Origin of the sequence: Asticcacaulis sp., from assembly GCA_024707255.1 — a bacterium.
Classification (GTDB): domain Bacteria; phylum Pseudomonadota; class Alphaproteobacteria; order Caulobacterales; family Caulobacteraceae; genus Asticcacaulis.
In genome coordinates, this window is record JANQAC010000001.1 from 1,774,501 (window position 1) to 1,793,557 (window position 19,057).

22 protein-coding genes are annotated in these 19,057 nt (G+C 60.2%); 14 read left to right on the forward strand and 8 right to left on the reverse strand.

Annotated features, from left to right (window positions below; translation table 11 throughout):
* Nucleotides 1–48: 48 nt before the first annotated feature.
* Together msrA and msrB are read right to left on the reverse strand one after the other, a co-directional pair.
* Complete coding sequence (gene msrA, locus NVV72_08685; GenBank protein MCR6659405.1) at nucleotides 49–651, reverse strand: peptide-methionine (S)-S-oxide reductase MsrA; 603 nt, start codon at nucleotides 649–651, stop codon at nucleotides 49–51.
* A gap of 10 nt (nucleotides 652–661) precedes the next feature.
* Nucleotides 662–1,129 (reverse strand): peptide-methionine (R)-S-oxide reductase MsrB, encoded by a 468-nt coding sequence (msrB, locus tag NVV72_08690; GenBank protein ID MCR6659406.1) that lies wholly within the window; start codon nucleotides 1,127–1,129, stop codon nucleotides 662–664.
* Nucleotides 1,130–1,377: 248 nt separating this feature from the next.
* On the opposite strand from msrB, the gene NVV72_08695 reads away from it, so the two are divergent.
* From NVV72_08695 to pstB, 7 genes are all read left to right on the forward strand, one after another.
* Nucleotides 1,378–2,403, forward strand: a complete 1,026-nt coding sequence (locus NVV72_08695; GenBank protein MCR6659407.1) for an OprO/OprP family phosphate-selective porin — start codon at nucleotides 1,378–1,380, stop codon at nucleotides 2,401–2,403.
* A 147-nt stretch (nucleotides 2,404–2,550) separates the two neighbouring features.
* Complete coding sequence (gene pstS, locus NVV72_08700; GenBank protein MCR6659408.1) at nucleotides 2,551–3,348, forward strand: phosphate ABC transporter substrate-binding protein PstS; 798 nt, start codon at nucleotides 2,551–2,553, stop codon at nucleotides 3,346–3,348.
* On the forward strand, nucleotides 3,342–3,605 hold the full coding sequence (locus tag NVV72_08705) for a hypothetical protein (GenBank protein MCR6659409.1): 264 nt from the start codon (nucleotides 3,342–3,344) through the stop codon (nucleotides 3,603–3,605). The genes pstS and NVV72_08705 overlap by 7 nt, the downstream gene beginning before the upstream one ends.
* 225 nt (nucleotides 3,606–3,830) lie before the next feature.
* The gene (locus NVV72_08710) at nucleotides 3,831–4,205 is read left to right on the forward strand and encodes a hypothetical protein (GenBank protein ID MCR6659410.1); all 375 of its coding nucleotides are present in this window, start codon (nucleotides 3,831–3,833) and stop codon (nucleotides 4,203–4,205) included.
* A complete protein-coding gene (locus NVV72_08715) occupies nucleotides 4,196–4,711 on the forward strand; it encodes an ABC transporter permease subunit (protein ID MCR6659411.1) in 516 nt (171 codons plus the stop codon). The genes NVV72_08710 and NVV72_08715 overlap by 10 nt, the downstream gene beginning before the upstream one ends.
* Nucleotides 4,712–4,721: 10 nt before the next feature.
* On the forward strand, nucleotides 4,722–5,579 hold the full coding sequence (gene pstA / locus NVV72_08720; GenBank protein MCR6659412.1) for a phosphate ABC transporter permease PstA: 858 nt from the start codon (nucleotides 4,722–4,724) through the stop codon (nucleotides 5,577–5,579).
* Nucleotides 5,580–5,612: 33 nt separating this feature from the next.
* Complete coding sequence (gene pstB, locus NVV72_08725; protein ID MCR6659413.1) at nucleotides 5,613–6,425, forward strand: phosphate ABC transporter ATP-binding protein PstB; 813 nt, start codon at nucleotides 5,613–5,615, stop codon at nucleotides 6,423–6,425.
* Nucleotides 6,426–6,545: 120 nt separating this feature from the next.
* Here pstB and NVV72_08730 read toward each other — a convergent pair whose 3' ends face one another.
* The 4 genes from NVV72_08730 to NVV72_08745 form a co-directional block, all read right to left on the reverse strand.
* Entirely contained in the window at nucleotides 6,546–8,150 is a 1,605-nt protein-coding gene (locus NVV72_08730; protein ID MCR6659414.1) for a glycosyltransferase family 39 protein, read from the reverse strand.
* Nucleotides 8,147–8,527, reverse strand: a complete 381-nt coding sequence (locus NVV72_08735) for a hypothetical protein (protein ID MCR6659415.1) — start codon at nucleotides 8,525–8,527, stop codon at nucleotides 8,147–8,149. The genes NVV72_08730 and NVV72_08735 overlap by 4 nt, the downstream gene beginning before the upstream one ends.
* Before the next feature lie 58 nt (nucleotides 8,528–8,585).
* Nucleotides 8,586–8,900, reverse strand: coding sequence for a Dabb family protein (locus NVV72_08740; protein ID MCR6659416.1), 315 nt, complete (start codon nucleotides 8,898–8,900; stop codon nucleotides 8,586–8,588).
* A gap of 99 nt (nucleotides 8,901–8,999) precedes the next feature.
* A complete protein-coding gene (locus tag NVV72_08745) occupies nucleotides 9,000–9,413 on the reverse strand; it encodes a MerC domain-containing protein (protein ID MCR6659417.1) in 414 nt (137 codons plus the stop codon).
* A 104-nt stretch (nucleotides 9,414–9,517) separates the two neighbouring features.
* Here NVV72_08745 and NVV72_08750 point away from each other — a divergent pair, with 104 nt between their 5' ends.
* The 7 genes from NVV72_08750 to NVV72_08780 all read left to right on the forward strand — a co-directional run bounded on the left by NVV72_08750 (nucleotide 9,518) and on the right by NVV72_08780 (nucleotide 17,855).
* Nucleotides 9,518–10,177, forward strand: coding sequence for a DNA-3-methyladenine glycosylase I (locus NVV72_08750; GenBank protein MCR6659418.1), 660 nt, complete (start codon nucleotides 9,518–9,520; stop codon nucleotides 10,175–10,177).
* An 89-nt stretch (nucleotides 10,178–10,266) separates the two neighbouring features.
* Nucleotides 10,267–11,457, forward strand: coding sequence for a glycosidase (locus NVV72_08755; protein MCR6659419.1), 1,191 nt, complete (start codon nucleotides 10,267–10,269; stop codon nucleotides 11,455–11,457).
* Complete coding sequence (locus NVV72_08760) at nucleotides 11,454–12,617, forward strand: AGE family epimerase/isomerase (GenBank protein MCR6659420.1); 1,164 nt, start codon at nucleotides 11,454–11,456, stop codon at nucleotides 12,615–12,617. Before NVV72_08755 ends, NVV72_08760 begins: the two co-directional genes overlap by 4 nt.
* 24 nt (nucleotides 12,618–12,641) lie before the next feature.
* A complete protein-coding gene (locus NVV72_08765) occupies nucleotides 12,642–14,534 on the forward strand; it encodes a Na+:solute symporter (GenBank protein MCR6659421.1) in 1,893 nt (630 codons plus the stop codon).
* Between the two features lie 51 nt (nucleotides 14,535–14,585).
* Nucleotides 14,586–15,146 carry a hypothetical protein gene (locus tag NVV72_08770; GenBank protein MCR6659422.1) on the forward strand — a complete coding sequence of 187 codons (561 nt, stop codon included), beginning with the start codon at nucleotides 14,586–14,588 and terminating at the stop codon, nucleotides 15,144–15,146.
* 59 nt (nucleotides 15,147–15,205) lie between these two features.
* Nucleotides 15,206–15,883, forward strand: a complete 678-nt coding sequence (locus NVV72_08775; protein ID MCR6659423.1) for a DsbA family oxidoreductase — start codon at nucleotides 15,206–15,208, stop codon at nucleotides 15,881–15,883.
* A 130-nt stretch (nucleotides 15,884–16,013) separates the two neighbouring features.
* Nucleotides 16,014–17,855 carry an ABC transporter ATP-binding protein/permease gene (locus tag NVV72_08780; GenBank protein ID MCR6659424.1) on the forward strand — a complete coding sequence of 614 codons (1,842 nt, stop codon included), beginning with the start codon at nucleotides 16,014–16,016 and terminating at the stop codon, nucleotides 17,853–17,855.
* A 75-nt stretch (nucleotides 17,856–17,930) separates the two neighbouring features.
* On the opposite strand, the gene NVV72_08785 is transcribed toward NVV72_08780, so the two are convergent.
* Nucleotides 17,931–18,152: a hypothetical protein gene (locus NVV72_08785; GenBank protein MCR6659425.1), complete on the reverse strand. Its 222-nt coding sequence runs from the start codon at nucleotides 18,150–18,152 to the stop codon at nucleotides 17,931–17,933.
* Between the two features lie 116 nt (nucleotides 18,153–18,268).
* The gene (locus NVV72_08790; protein MCR6659426.1) at nucleotides 18,269–19,054 is read right to left on the reverse strand and encodes a 3-hydroxybutyrate dehydrogenase; all 786 of its coding nucleotides are present in this window, start codon (nucleotides 19,052–19,054) and stop codon (nucleotides 18,269–18,271) included.
* Nucleotides 19,055–19,057 lie beyond the last annotated feature (3 nt).

Genomic DNA, 19,057 nt, shown 5'->3' on the forward strand with positions numbered 1-19,057 from the left:
ATGGCCCTGAAGTGCCTGGCGCTGACGGAGGGGTAACAACCGTCGCCATCACCCCGCCTGGTCACCCCAGAGCTTCTTCAAGGCCGGGCCACGGCCGCAGCCGACATAATAGGCGTTATAATGCGCAGCATGGGTCTGCCAGTAATGCTGGTGATAGTCCTCGGCCGGATAGAAGGGCAGGCCGGTCTGGGTTGATTTGACCACCAGCGTATAGATCGGCTTGTTCAATTGCCGGCCGACGGCCTGTTTCGAAGCCACGGCCGCATTATATTGCGCGTCCGAAAAGGTGAAGATGGCCGTGCGGTAATTGTCGCCACCATCGCAGATGACGCGGGCCTGCGTCGTCGGGTCGGTCGAATGCCAGTAGGTATCGAGCAGTTGCTGATAACTGACCTGGTCGGGGTCGTAGGTCACTTCCACGGCCTCGACGTGGCCGGTGCCGCCGCTGACCACATCTTCATAGGACGGATTCTTCACCGAGCCACCCATGAAGCCGGCGCGGGTATTGGTCACGCCCTTTACATGGTCGAAGGCCTTTTGGGTGCTCCAGAAACAGCCCCCGGCAAAAACCGCCACCTGTGCGTCAGCGGCCAAGGCATTGCCGGCAAAACTGAAGGCCAGCAGGCTCGTCACAAGCAGTCCTCTCAGCATATCAAACCTCCTAAGCCGGAATAAACTTGAGGGCCACGCCATTGCTGCAATAGCGCTTGCCGGTGGGGGCGGGGCCGTCATCGAAAAGATGGCCATGGTGGCCGCCACAGCGCGCGCAGTGATATTCGGTGCGTGGAATGCCGATGGCGAAGTCGGTCTTGGTTTGCAGATGGCCGGGAATGGCGCGGAAGAAGCTGGGCCAGCCAGTGCCCGAATCGTACTTGGTGTCCGAATTGAACAGGGGCAGATCGCAGCCAAGGCAGGCGAAGACGCCCTTGCGGTGTTCATTAAGCAGCGGACTGGTGAAGGGGCGCTCGGTGGCTTCGTGGCGCAATACATTATAGGCAGCGGGGGGCAGGCGCTTCTTCCATTCGGCATCGCTGAGTTTCAGCGGCGCGATGGTCTCGGCCTCGCTTTGCGAGCAGGCGGCCATCAGCGCGCCCATTCCGGCGAGGGAGAGAAAGTGACGGCGTAACATATGAGACTCCGTAAATGACTTACCGAGACTTATACGCTCGAATTGCCGATTGGGTTACAGGCAAAAACTGTGGCGATTATAACGCACCTGGGCCGCATCCGGTTCGTAAAGAGGTCGTAAAGGGCGTCGTCACATAAGTGTCAAATCAGTTACACGCGACTGTCATGAAGCGCGCCTATTGCGCCGTGCGTGGCCCTGGCTGTTCGGGGACCAAAAAATTACAAGCACACGCACAAGGTAATTTCACCATGAAAAAATCCCTCGTCATCGGCACGGCCGTCGCCGCCATCGCGCTGGCCGCCATTGCTTCGGGCGCTTCGGCCCAGGATACGACCATTTCCGGCCGTATGTATGCCGACTTCACCAATATCGACAACAAGGTCGATGGCGTCGAAGCCGCACCGTCCGGCACGGGCTTCGATATCAAGCGTCTGTATATCGGCATCGACCACAAGTTCTCCGACATGTTCTCGGCCAATGTGACGACCGACTTCCAGTACAGCTCGGCCATCAGCTCGACCGAAATCTACCTGAAGAAGGCTTACGTCCAGGCTAAGTTCTCCGACGCCCTGGTTGTGCGCGTCGGCGCCACGGACCTGCCCTGGGTGCCCTATGCCGAAGACATGTACGGCTTCCGCTTTGTTGAAAACACCGTTGCCGACCGTACCAAGTTCGCCACCTCCTCGGACTGGGGCCTGCACGCTTCCGGCAAGCTCAACAGCAACTTCTCCTACGCGGTCGCCGCCATCAACGGCTCCGGCTACAAGAACCCCAGCCGCTCGAAGAGCATGGACTTTGAAGGCCGCCTGAGCGCCAAGTTCGACACCCTGAACTTCGCCATCGGTGGTTACACCGGCAAGCTCGGCCAGGAAGTCGCCGGCGGCGCCGCCACGCCGAATACCGCCACCCGCTTCAACGCCCTGGCCGCCTATATCGGCGACCGCAGCCGTTTTGGCGTAGAATACTTCTCGGCCAACGATTACTCGGCCGCCCTGGTTAAGGATCCGCTCAACGAGGACAAGGCTGACGGCGTATCGGTCTTCGGTTCGTATCGCCTGACCCCGGTCTACACCGTGTTCGCCCGTGCCGAAGAAGTGAAGCCCTCGAAGACGCTCTCGCCGTCCAAGAAGGACAAGTACTATAACCTCGGCGTCAACTTCACGGCCTACAAGGGCATCCAGTTCGCCGCCGTCGCCAAGCATGACGAGATCACCTCGATCGGTCACAAGACCGAATCCAACGAAATCGGTATCTGGACCGAGGTTCGTTACTAAGAATTGCCGGGCGGGCCGCTGAGTGATCGCGGCCCGCTTTCGCATTCTGTTGTCTTTTTAAATTCCGCGCGCTGTAACAAAACTGTCGCAATAACGCGATAGAGCATCCGGACAGCCCGCAAAACATCCCTTACCAAGGAGATACGCATGTTCAAGTTTCTGAAAGTGGCCCTCGCCGCTGCCGTGATGACCGCTTCGGTCGGCTCGGCCGCCATGGCCGCCGATTCGATTTCCGGCGCCGGCGCCACCTTCCCGGCCCCGCTCTATGCCAAGTGGGCTGAAGGCTACAAGCGCTCGACCGGTATTGCGCTGAACTACCAGGCCATCGGTTCCGGCGGCGGCATCAAGCAGATCAAGGCGAAGACCGTTGATTTCGGCGCCTCCGACAAGCCGCTGACTCCGGATGAGCTGGATTCGGCCGGCCTCTACCAGTTCCCGACCGTTGTCGGCGGCGTTGTGCCGGCCATCAACATTCCGGGCGTCCCCACCGGCAAGCTGAAGCTGCCGGGCGCCGTCCTGGCCGACATCTTCCTCGGCAAGATCACCACCTGGAACGATCCGGCCATCGCCAAGTGGAATGCGGGCCTGAATCTGCCGGCCCTGCCGATCACCGTCGTCCACCGTTCGGACGGTTCCGGCACCACCTTCCTGTTCACCTCCTATCTCGGCATCGCTTCGCCGGAATGGAAGCAAAACGTCGGCGCCTCTGACGCCGTTGAATGGCCTGCCGGTGTTGGCGGCAAGGGTAACGACGGCGTTGCCGCCCTCGTTCGCCAGACCGCCGGTTCGATCGGTTACGTTGAATATGCCTATGTCATGAAGACCGGCATTGCCTACGCCCTGGTCGCCTCCAAGGACGCCACCGGCCGATGCCGACCGCTGCCAACTTCAAGGCCGCGACCGCCGGCGCCGACTGGGCCCACGCCCCCGGTAACTACGTGCTGATCCTGAACCAGCCGGGCGCCAATGCCTGGCCGATCACCGGCGCCACCTTCATCCTGATGTACAAGGAACAGGCCAATGCCGCCAAGGCCGCCGAAGTGCTGAAGTTCTTCGACTATGCCTACAAGACCGGCGACTTCAACGCCAATGAACTGTACTATGTGCCGCTCCCGGCCACGGTGAAGTCGATGATCCGCAAGCAATGGTCCGCCAATATCAAGGCGAACGGTGCCGCGGTCTACAACTCGCCGAACAAGTAAGATCAGGACTGCCTGACAAGGAAGGCGAGGATGACCTGATAGGCCATGCCTCGCCTTCTCTTGTTTCTGCTCTCCGCAGCCCTTATAGCTGCATCCCGAAGATGAACCAGGACGAGATTATGTCTGCTGAAACCAAGTCGCCCCGTTTCGATCCGACCGACCCGATTTTTCGCTGGGTCTCGTTCGGCGCTGCCACCCTGCTGCTGGTGGTTCTGGGATCGCTGATTGTTTCCCTTGTCTATGGCGGCTGGCCGGCGCTTTCGACCTTCGGCCTGGAATTCTTCCTCAAGTTCAAGGATTGTCCGGCCGGTCACGGTGGTCATTTCTGCATCGATACGCCCCTGGAATCCGGTGACCGATGTCTACAGCGCCACGGCACCGATTGTCGGCACGATCGTCTCCTCCTTCCTGGCGCTGCTGTTCGCCCTGCCGATCGCCATCGGCGTCGCGGTTTTCCTCACGCAATTCTGCCCGCGCTATCTCGCCCAGCCCCTGTCCACGGCGGTCGAACTCCTGGCCGGCATACCCTCCATTGTCTACGGCATGTGGGGCCTGTTCGTTTTCGCCCCTGGTTCGCCAAGGATATCCAGATGCCGCTGATGATGGCGGCCTCACAGGATCCGACCTCGTGGGTCGCCAAGCTGGTGGCGGGCATCCCCAACGGCGCCAACCTCTTCACCGCTTCGATCATCCTGGCGATCATGGTGCTGCCCTATATGGCCTCGGTGTTCCGCGAACTGTTCCGCTCCATTCCCGCGCAGGTGCGCGAAGCGGCCTTCGGCGTGGGCGCCACGCCGTTTGAAGTCACCACCTCGGTCATCATCCCCTATGTCAGGAAGGGCATGATCGGCGTAATCATGCTGGGCCTGGGCCGCGCGCTCGGCGAGACCATGGCGGTCACCTTCATCATCGGCAATTCGCACCGGTTCCCGAAGTCGCTGTTCGACTCATCCTCGACCATCGCCTCGACCATCGCCAATGAGTTTGCCGAATCGACCTCCGACCTGCATACCTCGGCCCTGGTGGCGCTCGGTCTCATTCTCTTCCTGATCACCTTTACCGTGCTGGCGATTGCGCGCTGGCTCCTGTCCACCCAGCGTTACTAAGGAGAGACACATGGATCGCGCGCTTCGCCGTAAAATCGCCAACTACATCTTCATCGCCCTGTGCGTCATCGGCACGGCCATCGCCCTGGGCGCCCTGGCTCTTATCCTGTGGTCGCTGTTCACCCAGGGCATTGGCGGGATGAACCTGAAAATCTTCACCATGGATACGCCGGCAGCCGGTTCCGAAGGTGGCCTGCGCAATGCCATCGTCGGCTCCATACTGATGTGCGGCGTCGGCATGATCATCGCTGTGGTCGTTGGCATCCTGGCCGGCACCTGGCTGGCGGAAATCGGCGGCGACACAACCTACGGCCATGTCGTCCGCTTCCTCAATGACGTGCTGCTGTCGGCGCCATCCATCCTGATTGGCCTGTTCGTCTATGAATTGCTGGTGTTCAAGAGCAATCCGCTGTCGCTGGGCCATTTCTCCGGCTGGGCAGGTGCCATCTCACTTGCCATCCTGGCCACGCCGATCGTGACGCGGACGACCGAGGACATCCTCAACCTGCAACCCAATGCCCTGCGTGAAGCCGGCATGGCGCTCGGCGCCTCGCAGTTCACCACCATCCGCACCATTATCTGGAAGGCGGCCGGGTCCGGCCTGCTGACCGGCGGCCTGCTGGGCTTTGCCCGTATCTCCGGCGAGACGGCACCGCTGCTGTTCACGGCCCTGGGCAACCAGTTCTATAACGGTGACCTGAGCCAGCCGATGGCCAGCCTGCCGGTCACCATGTTTAACTTCGCCCTGACCCCTTATGAAGACCTTAACAAGCTGGCCTGGGCCGGTGCGCTTCTGGTGGCCGTCGCCGTTCTGGGGGTCAATATTCTTGGCCGCTGGATCGCCCGCGAAAAGAATGCCGGTCACTAAATCTTTTTTGCTCATTCAACTGAGAACACGTTCATGACAACCGACACGACCTCCCCGGATTTTCAAAGCGTCATCGTTCCGCCGCCTGAGGGCAGTCTGGTGCTTGAAATCAAGAAGCTGAACTTCTTCTATGGCCAGCACCAGGCGCTGTTCGGTGTCGATCTACCGGTGAAGAAGAACGCCATCACCGCCCTGATCGGTCCGTCGGGCTGCGGGAAATCGACCCTGCTGCGCACGATCAACCGCATCTATGATCTCTATCCCGGCCAGCGCGCCGAGGGCGAAATCCTGTTTGAAGGTGACAACCTGATCGGCCCCAAGGTGGACGTTGCCGCCCTGCGTGCACGTATCGGCATGGTCTTCCAGAAGCCGACGCCGTTCCCGATGTCGATCTATGACAATGTCGCCTTCGGTGTGCGCCTGCACAGTTCGAAGTCGAAGGCGGAACTGGATGAGCTGGTGGAAAACTCGCTGCGCAAGGCGGCACTGTGGGACGAAGTGAAGGACAAGCTGCACAAGTCGGGCCTCGGTCTTTCCGGCGGTCAGCAGCAGCGTCTCTGCGTGGCGCGCGGCATTGCCGTCAATCCGGAAATCCTGCTGCTCGACGAACCAGCCTCGGCGCTTGACCCGATCTCGACCGCCAAGCTGGAAGATACGCTGGAAGAGCTCAAGAGCGACTACACCATCGTCATCGTGACGCACAACCTGCAGCAGGCGGCGCGTCTGTCGAACTATACGGGCTTCATGTTCCTCGGCAAGATGATCGAGTTCGGGCCGACGGAAGAGCTGTTCGTCAAGCCGAAGGTCGACAAGACCGGTGACTATATTGGTGGTCGCTTTGGCTAATGGGGCGTGGGGTCCGTGACCCCACATCTTCTTCTATTCAAATAAAAAACCCGGTCCAAAGACCGGGTTTTTTATTTGATCAGGAAAGGCATGGGGCCTCAGGCCCCAAACCCCGTTCGCTCAATGCACGTACAGTGTCCGCGCGTCACTGTCGAAGGTCGTGCCATCCGTGCGCGTGGCACGAATGCTTAGCTTGTGCTCACCCGATGTCAGCGACCCCGCCGCGAACTTGAAGTCATATTGCAGCTTCGGCCAGTTGGGATCATATTTCAGCAGGTCCGGTACGCGGAACGCTTCCGGATCGAGACCATACCGCGCCCGCGTCACTACCTTGCCGTCCAGCAGCACATCGACCGCGGTGACGCCCTTCGGATCAGCCGCGACGCCATGATAATTGCCGGTGTCATCGCCAGCCAGGAATTCCCCGCGCTCCGGATGAGCGATATAGGCTTGCGGGAAGAAGGCGCAGGGGGCGCCGGAAATATCACCCAGCGGATGCACCCTGACCCGCGCCGTATAGAAATCGACCGCCATTTTATAGGGCGGCAGGGCCACGACGCGGAATGGCTCGATGTCCTCGAAATTCTGGCAGAGCCTGGTGTACATCGCCACCTTGTCGGCCTCGTGATAGATATAGGATGGCTCCAGCATGGCCAGCATCACGCCCTTGCCGGCCTGCTTTTGCAGTAGTGCCGACATATCCAGCCCCCACTTGTGGCGCGCCACCACGAAGCGCGTCAGTTCGTCGTTCGGATCGTCCAGCGTATAGAAGCGGCGGTGGCTGTCGCCCGATCCGGGAAATTCCATATGGACCGCGCTCATATGGCTGTTGGCGGCCCAGGCCACGTCCGGGCCGAAGCGGGCTTTCGCACGGGCATCGGCGGCGGCGATATCGGGCTCAAGCAGGGACCAGTTTTCGTTCTTCAGGATATTGTGCTCGCGCAGCGCATAGGGCAGTTCCGCCGAATGGACGAACGCCCATTGATAGGCGGTGCCGGCAATGCCGACCGCCAGCGCCATCAGCGGCGCCGTGGCGATCACGGCCATGCGCAGGTGTCGCTTGCCTTGCGTCGTGGCCCGGCTCATGAAGTTTTCCAGCAGGTCCGGCACGAAGGGCAGGAGCGGGATAAAGGCCATGAAGGGCCAGTGCGGCATGATCTTCTTGTTGAAGATGGTTTGCACGCCATAGAAGGCGAGAATGACGACGAACTGCCAGGCCAAAAGGCTTTCCGGCTTGTTGCGGTCGCGGATCAGGCCGTTCTTGGCGGCCACCACCATGGCGGTGAAAAAGACCGGCGTGCCCATGGCGAACTGGGTCTCGAAATAACTGAGCAGGCGGCCGGGATCGGGCTTGAACTGCGGCCGGTTCAGCACATGGAACTGGACGGCCGGCCAGTCATTGAGCGCGTTATAGATCAGCGACGGCAGGAGACCGAGCAGGGCCACGCCGGCGGTGATCCAGACGCCGGGTTTGAGCCACAGTTTACGTCCCTGCGCATTGGCCAGCATGAAGACAACCACGGCCAGACCCGGCGCCAGGAAGCGGAAATGCACCAGCAGGCCAACCGCGGCACATACGCCCGTCAGGACCCACCACTTGAGACGATCCTGCTGAATGGCCCGGATCAGGCAGCCGAGCATAAAAGCCATCAGCACCTGCAAGGCGCCTTCGGGATAGAAGACCGTGCCATTGAGCGACAGCGGCGGCAGGAGCAGCGCGATCATCGCCGCCCAAAGCGCATTGCGATGGCTGACCAGGGGGTAGCCATGAAATAGACCGCGAACGGCATCATCGTGGCGATGATCAGCGAGACGATGCGCAAGGGGAGGACGTGCCAGCCGAAGATCGATGTCACCAGCCGCGCCAGCCAGGGAAAGCCGGCCGGAATATCGGGATAGCCGAGATCGAGATAGGCGCCGGAAACGACGAAGTGACCTTCTTCCCAGATGACATGGCTGATCAGGGCGACATAGAGCTTCCACACCACCAGGATCGCGCCCAGTATGAAGGTGGCGCGGATCAGGCTTTTGTCATCACCCAGGAAAGGTTTTTGCGGCGCCAGCGGCGGACGCTCACTATTCAGATCATAGAATTCGGCCATGCGGTCTCCCCAGTCAGCCCCGACTTATAGCGGGGGTTGGGGAGGCGGGTAAAGACCCCTAAGCTTCGACCCGTTCGCGCGTGGCGCTGGAGACGGTGTAATCGGCGGCGACCCGGACATCGCGCAGGTGGCGTACCTGGCGGATCGATTCCTCGTAAAGCGGGTGGGCCTTGTAGGCGCGAAAGTCCTCGATCGTGTTGAATTCGCCATAGACGATGACGTCGATCTCATTGGCGATCTGGTCGATCTTTTCGTTATAGGCCACTTCCAGCAGGGCGGCGTGCTCGATCTGGGTCAGGACGGACAGGCCGCGATAAATGGCCTCACGATCCGCTTCATTCGGGCTGGAAAACATAACGATGTGACGGATCATGATAATTCTTTGGCGCAGGCTTTTCGTAACAAATCGAACGACCCGCTTCCCTTAAACCGTGAGGCTTATCCGTCAAGCGCCGATTTGCCGTAAGGTGTCTTATTCCCCCGCAAGACCTTCAGCATGGCCGCAGGCGCGGTCATGAACGTGAACCGGGCGATGATAGAGATAGTTGCAGGTATGGCCGGCGGCGATCAGCAGGGCGCCGATGACGCTCATGGCCACTTCCACATCGCTGAGCGCGGGGATAAAAGCGGCCAAGGCCAGCAGGATCAGTCCGACGACGATGGGCAACGAAATCTGCCATTTGCGCCAGACGTGCGAGGCGCGGATGGCCCACAGGCTGATCGGCGCGGCGGTCAGCACAAGGGCGGCATGGACCCAGCTTCCGGTAAAAGGGGTCAGGGCCGGGAGCAGCACGACCAGGAACGGCAGGGCCAGGCAATGCACCACGCACAGGGCAGAAAGCGCCAACGAGGCGATATCGAGCCATTTTTTCTTCAGGTCAGGCATGGTCAGTGTTACCGTGGGCCGGCGGGAACGCCGTGGTCATGCAGATATGTTATATTGTAACTTTTTGCAAGGGCGCAGGCGAAATATAATTGTGAGGAGGGGATATGATCGCCTTTGCCGAGATAGAAAGCCGGGCCATCGAGCGCAAGGGCGACCTTGTGCCGCTGCTGCATAATCCCCTGCCGGCAAAGGAGATCGCCGCCATCCCCGATGACCGCTGGTTGTCGCAGATGACGCGCTGCATTTTTGAGGCCGGGTTCAACTGGGACCTGATCGACAGGCGCTGGCCGCAGTTTGAAACGGCGTTTGAAGGTTTTGACGTCACCCGCTGGGTTTTCATGTTGGATGACGATCTCGACCATCTGCTGAAAGCGCCGGGCCTGGTGGCCAATGCGCAGAAAATCCGTTCGGTGGGGGAGAATGCCCGTTTCATTTCCGATATCGGCCAGACGCACGGTTCGGCCGGCGCCTGGTTCGCCGACTGGCCTGCCGGGCGCTATATGGAGCTATGCCTGGAACTGAAGGCGCGGGGTTCGCGGCTCGGCGGCATAACCGGCCAGCGCATGATGCGGCGCATGGGCGTCGATGCTTTGATCCTGACCCCGACCGTTATCAAAGCACTTAACCGCTGGGGTGTGATCGAAGGCGAACCGACTTCGAAGAAGGCTTTTCTCGGCTTGCAGACCGTGCTGGATGACTGGCGCGCTGAAACTGGACATGGCCTCAACCATATCAGCCAGATACTGGCCTGGTCGATCGACTGAAGAAGATACCAAAATAAGACCTTGCGTATTTAATAAATCAAATTTAGTTATTTCGATCAATCCGGACCACACGGACATCGGGAGACTGTATGATGAATGCGCAACAGCGGTTGGCGGACCTGTGCGTCGAGTATGAAGCTCTGATCGCTGCGCCCAATGCGCCGCAGCCACGTTCAAATGGCATTTATCAGCGCTGGCAGAATCCGGTCGTCACCGCCGCCCATGTGCCGCTAGACTGGCGCTATGACTTCAACCCTGAGACCAATCCCTTCATGATGGAGCGGATGGGCATTAACGCCACCTTCAATGCCGGGGCGATGAAGTGGCAGGGCAAGTATGTGGTGGTGGTCCGCGTCGAAGGCGATGACCGCAAATCGTTCTTCGCCATCGCCGAGAGCGCCAATGGTATCGATGGCTTCCGCTTCTGGCCGAAGCCGGTGGTGCTGCCGCAAACAGACGACCCCGACACTAATGTCTATGATATGCGCCTGACCCAGCACGAAGACGGCTGGATCTATGGCCTCTTCTGCACCGAGCGCAAGGACCGGGCCCAGCCGGATGATCTTTCAGCCGCGACGGCGCAATGCGGCATTGCCCGCACGAAAGACCTGATTGCCTGGGAGCGTCTGCCGGACCTCATCACCCACTCCGGCCAGCAACGCAATGTGGTGCTGCATCCGGAATTTATCGATGACAAGTACGCCCTCTACACCCGTCCGCAGGATGGTTTTATCTCGGTCGGTTCCGGCGGCGGCATCGGCTGGGGCCTGTGCGATGACATGGCCAGAGCGGTGATCGACCGTGAAGTCATCGTCGATAACAAGGCCTATCACACCATCAAGGAAATCAAGAACGGCCAGGGACCGGCGCCGATCAAAACGCCTGACGGCTGGCTGCATCTGGCGCATGGTGTGCGCAATACCGCCGCGGGGCTGCGCTATGTGCTCTACATGTTCATGACCGCGCTGGACAAGCCGTGGCAGATCATCCATGCGCCGGGCGGGCACTTCATAGCGCCGCAAGGGCCGGAACGCGTCGGCGATGTGTCGAATGTTACTTTCTCGAATGGCTGGATCGCCGATGAGGATGGCAAGGTCTTCATCTATTACGCCTCATCCGATACGCGCCTGCATGTGGCGACCTCAAGCGTGGCACAACTGGTCGATTATTGCCAAAATACCCCCGCCGATCCGCTGACCTCGGCGGCTTGCGTGCAGCAGCGCATCGATCTGATCGCCAAAAATGAAGCATACAACGTTGCCTCTGTGGCGGCCAAATGAGCCTGCGCGAGGAAGTCCGCACGGAAGGTTTGCGACTGCTTGACTGGTGGGCGGCGCATCTGGTCGATGCCCGCGGTGGCTTCTATGGCGAGGTCGATGCCGAGGACCGGCCGGTGCCGGAGGCACCCAAAAGCATTATCCTCAATACACGCCTGCTGTGGTTTTTCAGCGCTATGGCGAAAGGATCGGGGGATGCACGGGCGCTGACCCTGGCAAAACGCGCGGCGGACTATATACGGGCCCATTTCCATGACGCCGAACAGGGCGGCCTTTACTGGCTGTTGGATGCCGCAGACCAGCCCGAAGACATGCGCAAGCAAGCCTATGCACAAGGATTCGCCGTCTATGCCTTTGCCGAATATCACCACGCCACCGGGGATGCGGCGGCGCTGGTTTTCGCGCGCGATCTCCAGGCCCTGATCGAGGCGAAATACTGGGATGCCGGCGCTGGCGGCTATATCGAGGCGCTGGACCGCCAGTGGAATCCGCCGCTTGATCAGCGTCTGTCCGACAAGGATCTCGATGCGCCAAAGACGATGAATACCCACCTGCATGTGCTGGAAGCCTACAGCCGGTTGCATGGGGTTGCGCTGACCGATGAGACCGAAGCCGCACTGCGTCGTATCCTCACGGTATTCCTTGATCGCTTTGCCGGCACGGATGGCCATCTGCGGCTGTTCTTCAATATGAACTGGAACGACCTGACGCGTTCGGTCTCCTATGGCCATGATATTGAAGCGAGCTGGCTGATCTGGGAAGCCGCTGAGGCCCTGGGCGATGAAGCCTTGCTTGAACGCGCCCGACCGGTCGTTCTGACTCTGGCGGAAACGGCGCGCCGCGAAGGCATGAGCGAGGGCGGCGCATTCAGCTATGAAAAGAGCTTCGACGGCCACACCGATCCTGATGGCGAGTGGTGGGGGCAGGCCGAGGCCCTGGTCGGCTTCGTCAATGCCTGGCAGATGACCGGCGAGGCGAAATGGCTGGATGCGGCCAATGAGGTCTGGGCCTATACGAAGGCGCAATATGGTGCGGGCGGCGCGACCGAATGGACCTGGTATGCCGCTTCGGCGCCAAAAGACAGAATCTATAAGGCGGGCCAATGGAAATGCCCGTATCATAACGGACGGGCCATGATCGAACTCGATCACCGGCTCGCATAAATATAATAAAACAGGGGCAGGGACATGAACTTACAACCAATCGACCTCGCCATCGTCGCTGGCTATCTGCTGCTCACCGTGGGCCTCGGCTTCTGGGTAGCGAAGCTGTCTTCGGGCAGTATCCAGGGCTATTTCCTGGCCGGCAACAAGCTGCCGTGGTGGGTGCTGGGGCTTTCCAACGCGTCCGGCATGTTCGATGTCGCCGGGACGATGTGGATGGTCGGGCTGCTGGTCGTCTATGGTTTGAAATCGGTGTTCATTCCGTGGCTGTGGCCGGTGTTCAACCAGGTTTTCCTGATGGCCTTCCTGGCGATCTGGCTCAGGCGCTCCGGCAAGCTGACCGGTGCCGAATGGATCAGCTTTCGCTTTGGTGAGGACTTCGGCGCCCGCGCCTCGCATCTGATCAATGTCATTTTCGCCCTGATCATGGTGGTGGGGATGCTGGCCTTTGGCTTTCTCGGTATCGGCAAGCTGGCGGCTGAGTTTATCCCCTACAGGTTTTCCGCCGATCCGATGATCAATGACAAAATCTACGGCCTGATCGTCGTGGCCCTGACCACGGTCTATTCGGTCAAGGGCGGCATGTATTCGGTGGTGATGACCGAAATCCTGCAATTCTTCATCAAGCTGGTGGTGTGCATCGCCATCGCCTGGATCGCCATGTCGCTGGTGACACCGGAAATGATCCGCGCCGTGGTGCCGGCGGGCTGGCATGACATCTGGTTCGGCTGGAAGCTCGACCTCGACTGGGCCGGGCTGGCGCGTACCGCCGCGCCGGACCAGAAGGTGGTGGCCGATACCGCCATCTCGGTGATTTCGAAGGAGGGTTATTCGGCCTTCGGTATCTTCTTTATCCTGATGACCTTCCAGGGCGTGCTCAAGGCCATGTCCGGGCCGGCGCCCAACTATGACATGCAGCGCCTGCTGTCGGCCAAGTCGCCGACAGAGGCCGCCAAGATTTCCGGCTTCGTCAATGTCGTGTTGCTGTTTCCGCGCTACCTGATGATCGCCGGCATGGCGGTTCTGGCCCTTTGTTTCATTGGTCCGCAATGGACGCACATGCAGGTGGCCGCGGCCGCTTCCGGCCAGAGCTTTACCGGCGATATCGATTCCATCCTGCCGTGGGTAATCCGCAACTACATGCCGCCGGGCCTGATGGGGCTGGCGCTGGCGGGGATGCTGTCGGCCTTCATGGCCACCTATTCGGCCTCGCTCAACGCGGCGCCGGCCTATGTGGTCAACGACATCTATCGCAAATATATCCGCCCGGATGCGCCTCAAAAACGGCTGGTCCAACTGAGCTATATCACCTCCCTGACCTTTGCCGTGCTGGGGGCGCTGATTGGCTGGCAACTGACCTCGATCGACGGCATTGTCGGCTGGATAACCACTGGCCTCTATGGCGGTTATACGGTGGCCAATGTAATCAAGTGGTACTGGTGGCGGCTGAACGGCACCGGCTATGCGGCTTCGATGGCGCTGGGCGTGGCGGTGGCCATGTGGATGGCGGTGTGGAAAGACCCGGTCACCGGCCAGGCGATCAATGCCCTGGCGGCGTTTCCGTGGCTGCTGCTGGCTTGTCTGGCGGCGGCGGTAATCGGCTCTTACGTGACCAAACCGACGGATATGACAACGCTCAAGCTGTTCTACAAAAAGACCCGGCCGTGGGGATTCTGGAAGCCCGTGCTGGCAGCCCTGCGCGCTGATGAGCCGGATGTGCAGCCCAACCGTGACTTCTGGCGCGACATGTTCAATTCGTTAACCGGCGTGGTGTGGCAGACAGCGATCACCGCCTCGGCCATCTTCCTGATCATCCGCGAAATGGATCGTTTCTGGTTGTCGCTCGGTCTGGTGGTGCTGTGTTCGGTGGTGATGAAGTTCACCTGGTGGGACAGGATGCGGGATGAGCCGGCTTAAGCCATAATGGCGTCACATCCATCCGGCTAATTGCGCAGGGAGGTGGGTGCCATGTTAAAAGCTTTTCTGGCTGCATTGGGATTTCTGGCTGTGGCGTCATCTGCACATGCCGCGGACTGCCAATACGATCATTCACAATTGCTGGCGCTGGATTACAAGGCGTTCGATCAGGACGGCTGGCGTCCGCTTGCGGACGCGGACGGGTGTAAGCAGGCGGCTGCCGATCTGATCCGGGATTACCGCCAGGCGCATCCTGACTTATCGGCCGATGACAGACGATCCTTGATCTGGCACGAAGGTCAGATGCGGGCGGCCTTTGGTGATTATGCAGGCGCCATTCCGTTGCTTTCGACCGAAAATCCGGACCCGGCTATGCGCGACTACGCGATGGCCACCATTGCCTTTCTTAAACACGATAAACCGGCCTTGCTGGCCGCGCGGACGCAACTGATTGCCGAGCCCAAACCTGAAGGTTGGGATGAAGCGGTGGCCGAACTCAAGGCCAGCGGGGAAACGATTCAGTGGCCTCTGAATCTGGAGGTCGTGGACGGCCTGATCCTCTGCTTCGATAAGCCCTATGCCGAAGCCTATGGCTGTCGCGTTGAAAAATAGCCCCCTTGCGTTGAACTGTAATCGTATTACATACAGTTGGTATCGAAGGAGTATCTGCTGTGAAAATCGAAATCTGGTCCGATGTCATCTGTCCGTTCTGTTATATCGGCAAGGCGGAACTGGAAACCGCGCTTAAGGAATGGGGCGGCGAGGCGGATATCACGCACCGCGCCTTTCGTCTGTCGCCCGGCCAGGCGGTGATGCCGACCGACCTGATGTTGCAGAAGAAATACGGCATGAACGCGCAACAGGTGACGGCCAATCAGGCGCAGGTGACAGCGCGTGCGGCACAGGCGGGTCTGGAGTTTCATCTCGACGGCACATTGGCCGGTGATACCACCGATGCCCACCGCCTGATCGCTCTGGCCCAGGGGCATGGCAAGCAGGCCGAGGCCGTCGATCGACTTTACGGCGCCTATTTCACCGACGGCCGCAATATCTTCGATCGCGCTGTGCTGCATGAGATCGGTGCGGAGCTTGGCCTGGCCGCCGTGGATATCGATGCCGCCTTCACCTCGTCCGATATCGACATGTCCATCGCGCTCGATCAGCGCCAGGCCCAGGCTTATGGCGTGCGCGGTGTGCCGTTCGTGGTGGTCGATGGCAAATATGCCGTCTCGGGGGCGCAACCGGTGGCCGCTTTCCTGCAGACGCTTCAGGCCGCTGCTGCTGAAGCGAAGAAGACTCCGGTCGTCGAAGGCGATGCCTGCGGCATAGATGGCTGCGACCCCGCATAAAATAAATTGCCCGACTCAATTGGCGAAAGGGCAGGTGCGGCCTATATAGGGCGAATTAAAACCTCCCCATATATCCGAGCCAGTCGAAAGCGACCGCCTGATGAGTCCCTCCCAATTACAGAATGCCCCGATGCCGAAGCCCAAAGCCAAGGCATCGGAGACGATCGCCTTTCTCAAGCCCTACCTCTGGCCCTCGGATCGCACCGACCTGAAGATCCAGGTGGTCTGGGCACTGCTGGCCATGCTGGTCGGCAAGGTGCTGACCGCCTTTACGCCGCTGACCTTCAAATGGGCGACCAACGCTCTGACCGTTCATGCGCCGCAACTGGCGCATCCGGACTGGTGGACGATGATCATCGGTATGCCGCTGGTCATGGTGGCGGCCTATGGCATTGTCCGCATCCTGTTCAACGTCTTCAACAATATCCGTGACGCTATGTTTGCGGCGGTAGGCCAGCACGCCGTGCGCGGCCTGGCCAATCGCGCCTTCGTCCACCTGCACAATCTGTCTTTGCGCTTCCATCTCCAGCGCCGCACCGGCGGCCTGTCGCGGGTCATTGAACGCGGCAAGGCGGGGATTGAAACCATTATCCGCCTGACTATGATGGTCGGCATCCCCACCATTGTCGAATTCGTGCTGACTGCGGCGATCATCGCCTTCCAGTTCGATCTTATCTATGTCGCTGTTGTGGCGGTCACGGTCGTCGTCTATGTCTGGTTCTCGATCGTGGCCTCCAACTGGCGCATCTCGATCCGCAAGGACATGAATGAGGCCGACTCGGATTCGATGTCGAAGGCGGTGGATTCCCTCCTGAACTTCGAAACGGTCAAATATTTCGGTAACGAGGCGCACGAGTCCGCGCGTTATGACCGTGCCACGGCCATGTATGAAAAAGCGGCGATCAAGACCTATACCTCGCTCGCCTGGCTCAATATCGGCCAGACGGTGATCTTCGGCATTGGTATGCTGGCCGTCATGGTGATGTCGGTGCTGGAAGTGATGCACGGCACCAAGACCCTGGGCCACCTGGTCATGGTCAATGCCTATATGATGCAGCTCTCGATTCCGCTGAACTTTATCGGCACGCTCTACCGCGAAATCTCGACTGGGCTGATCGACATGGAAGCCATGTTCAAGCTGCTGGACGAGCCGCAGGAAGTGACCGACAAGGCCGATGCCCCCGATCTCGTGGTTACGGATGGCGCCGTGCGCTTCAAGGATGTCGTCTTTTCCTACGATCCCGATCGCGAAATCCTTAAGGGCGTCTCCTTCGAGATTCCCGCCGGCAAGACGGTGGCCGTGGTCGGGCCTTCGGGCGCCGGCAAGTCGACCCTGTCGCGCCTGCTGTTCCGCTTCTATGATGTGAAGGGCGGCTCGATCGAGATCGACGGCCAGGATATCCGCGAGGTCAACCAGGCGTCCCTGCGCAAGGCCATCGGCATGGTGCCGCAGGATACGGTGCTGTTCAACGATACGGTGGGCTACAATATCGGTTATGGCCGCTATGGCGCCTCGCGCGAGGAGATCGAGGACGCCGCTGAGGCCGCCCAGATCGCCGGTTTCATCAGCACCCTGCCGAAGGGCTACGAGACCGAGGTCGGCGAGCGCGGTCTGAAGCTTTCGGGCGGGGAGAAGCAGCGCGTGGCCATCGCTCGTACCCTGCTGAAGGCCCCGCCGATCCTGATCCTCGATGAAGCCACCTCGGCGCTCGATACCCATACCGAGCGCGAAATCCAGGCGTCGCTTGATGACGTCTCGAAGAACCGCACGACCCTGGTCATTGCCCACCGTCTGTCCACGGTCGTCGGCGCCGATGAAATCCTGGTGCTGAAGGATGGCGTGGTGGCCGAGCGCGGTCGGCATTCCGACCTGATGAAGCTGAACGGTATCTATCACTCGATGTGGGAACGTCAGCGCGCCGCCGATGCCGCCCGCGAGACCTTGGCCAAGGTGGTCGCAGAAGTCGAGTAGACGGAGGCTTCAGTCATAAAAAAAAGCCCCTCGCGCCAAAGGGTGCGAGGGGCTTTTTTTAGCTTTTCAGGCAGCTTACATCGAAGACGAAGTGGTCGTCGTCGTGGTCGTAGTCGACATGGCGGCATCCGACATGGCGGCGTCGGAAGCGGGGGCCATTGCGTCAACGGCCGGCGAGGTGACCTCGGTCGAGGTTTCGGTCGTAGTTGTCGTGTCAGCCGGCTTCGAGCAGGCGGCGACCGAAAGCGAAGCGGCGGCGACGGCAGCGATAGCGATGAACTTGAAAGTATTGCGCATGATTGTGATTCCTTCTCACCAAGACGTGAAGGACTATGGCGAAGGGGGCATATGGAAGCGCTGTGGCTGCGGGGCGGATTCCATAAAAATCTCATAAGGGAAATTTTACGGGCCGGCTATTGGGCTACCCAGCCACCATCGATGCTGAGGGGGGCGCCATTGATCGCCTTGCCGGCATCCGAGCACAGGAAGACGGCAAGCGCCGTGATATCCTCCACGCTCACGAATTCACCAGTCGGCTGGGCGGCCAGGATAACGTCCTTGATCACCTGTTCGCGCGTCATGTTGCGCGCCTTCATGGTGTCGGGGATCTGCTTGTCGACCAGCGGGGTGTGGACATAGCCGGGGCAGATGGCATTGGCGGTGATGCCGAAGGTGGCGCCTTCCAGGGCAATGGTCTTGGTGAAGCCGAGCAAACCATGTTTGGCGGCGACATAGGCCGACTTGAACGGTGAGGCCACCAGCGCATGGGCCGAGGCGATATTGACGATGCGGCCCCACTTCTTCGCTTTCATGCCGGGGAAGGCCAGGCGCGTGGTATGGAAGCTGGAGGTCAGGTTGAGGCCGATAATGGCGTCCCATTTCTCCGGCGGGAAATCCTCGATCGGCGAAACGAACTGGATGCCGGCATTATTGACCAGGATATCGACCCCGCCGAGCGTGTCGTTGATGTCCTTGAACAGCGCCTCGATCTGGTTGGCCTTGGTCAGGTCGGCGCCGTTGAAACGCACCTCGACGCCGTGTTCGGTGGCCAGATCAGCGCGGACCTTTTCGATCTCGGCGGCATCACCGAAACCGTTCAGCATGATCTTCGCCCCCTGTGCCGCCAGCCCTTTCGCTATCGCCAGCCCGATACCGCTGGTGGAACCTGTGACGAGGGCGGTCTTGCCGGAGAGGGACATGGG

Coding starts and splice junctions, on each gene's coding strand:
- msrA (MCR6659405.1), bottom strand. CDS start 651: ATGCTGAGAGGACTGCTTGTGACGAGCCTGCTGGCCTTCAGTTTTGCC.
- msrB (MCR6659406.1), bottom strand. CDS start 1,129: ATGTTACGCCGTCACTTTCTCTCCCTCGCCGGAATGGGCGCGCTGATG.
- NVV72_08695 (MCR6659407.1), top strand. CDS start 1,378: ATGAAAAAATCCCTCGTCATCGGCACGGCCGTCGCCGCCATCGCGCTG.
- pstS (MCR6659408.1), top strand. CDS start 2,551: ATGTTCAAGTTTCTGAAAGTGGCCCTCGCCGCTGCCGTGATGACCGCT.
- NVV72_08715 (MCR6659411.1), top strand. CDS start 4,196: ATGCCGCTGATGATGGCGGCCTCACAGGATCCGACCTCGTGGGTCGCC.
- pstA (MCR6659412.1), top strand. CDS start 4,722: ATGGATCGCGCGCTTCGCCGTAAAATCGCCAACTACATCTTCATCGCC.
- pstB (MCR6659413.1), top strand. CDS start 5,613: ATGACAACCGACACGACCTCCCCGGATTTTCAAAGCGTCATCGTTCCG.
- NVV72_08730 (MCR6659414.1), bottom strand. CDS start 8,150: ATGATCGCGCTGCTCCTGCCGCCGCTGTCGCTCAATGGCACGGTCTTC.
- NVV72_08735 (MCR6659415.1), bottom strand. CDS start 8,527: ATGGCCGAATTCTATGATCTGAATAGTGAGCGTCCGCCGCTGGCGCCG.
- NVV72_08740 (MCR6659416.1), bottom strand. CDS start 8,900: ATGATCCGTCACATCGTTATGTTTTCCAGCCCGAATGAAGCGGATCGT.
- NVV72_08745 (MCR6659417.1), bottom strand. CDS start 9,413: ATGCCTGACCTGAAGAAAAAATGGCTCGATATCGCCTCGTTGGCGCTT.
- NVV72_08750 (MCR6659418.1), top strand. CDS start 9,518: ATGATCGCCTTTGCCGAGATAGAAAGCCGGGCCATCGAGCGCAAGGGC.
- NVV72_08755 (MCR6659419.1), top strand. CDS start 10,267: ATGATGAATGCGCAACAGCGGTTGGCGGACCTGTGCGTCGAGTATGAA.
- NVV72_08760 (MCR6659420.1), top strand. CDS start 11,454: ATGAGCCTGCGCGAGGAAGTCCGCACGGAAGGTTTGCGACTGCTTGAC.
- NVV72_08765 (MCR6659421.1), top strand. CDS start 12,642: ATGAACTTACAACCAATCGACCTCGCCATCGTCGCTGGCTATCTGCTG.
- NVV72_08770 (MCR6659422.1), top strand. CDS start 14,586: ATGTTAAAAGCTTTTCTGGCTGCATTGGGATTTCTGGCTGTGGCGTCA.
- NVV72_08780 (MCR6659424.1), top strand. CDS start 16,014: ATGCCGAAGCCCAAAGCCAAGGCATCGGAGACGATCGCCTTTCTCAAG.
- NVV72_08785 (MCR6659425.1), bottom strand. CDS start 18,152: ATGCGCAATACTTTCAAGTTCATCGCTATCGCTGCCGTCGCCGCCGCT.
- NVV72_08790 (MCR6659426.1), bottom strand. CDS start 19,054: ATGTCCCTCTCCGGCAAGACCGCCCTCGTCACAGGTTCCACCAGCGGT.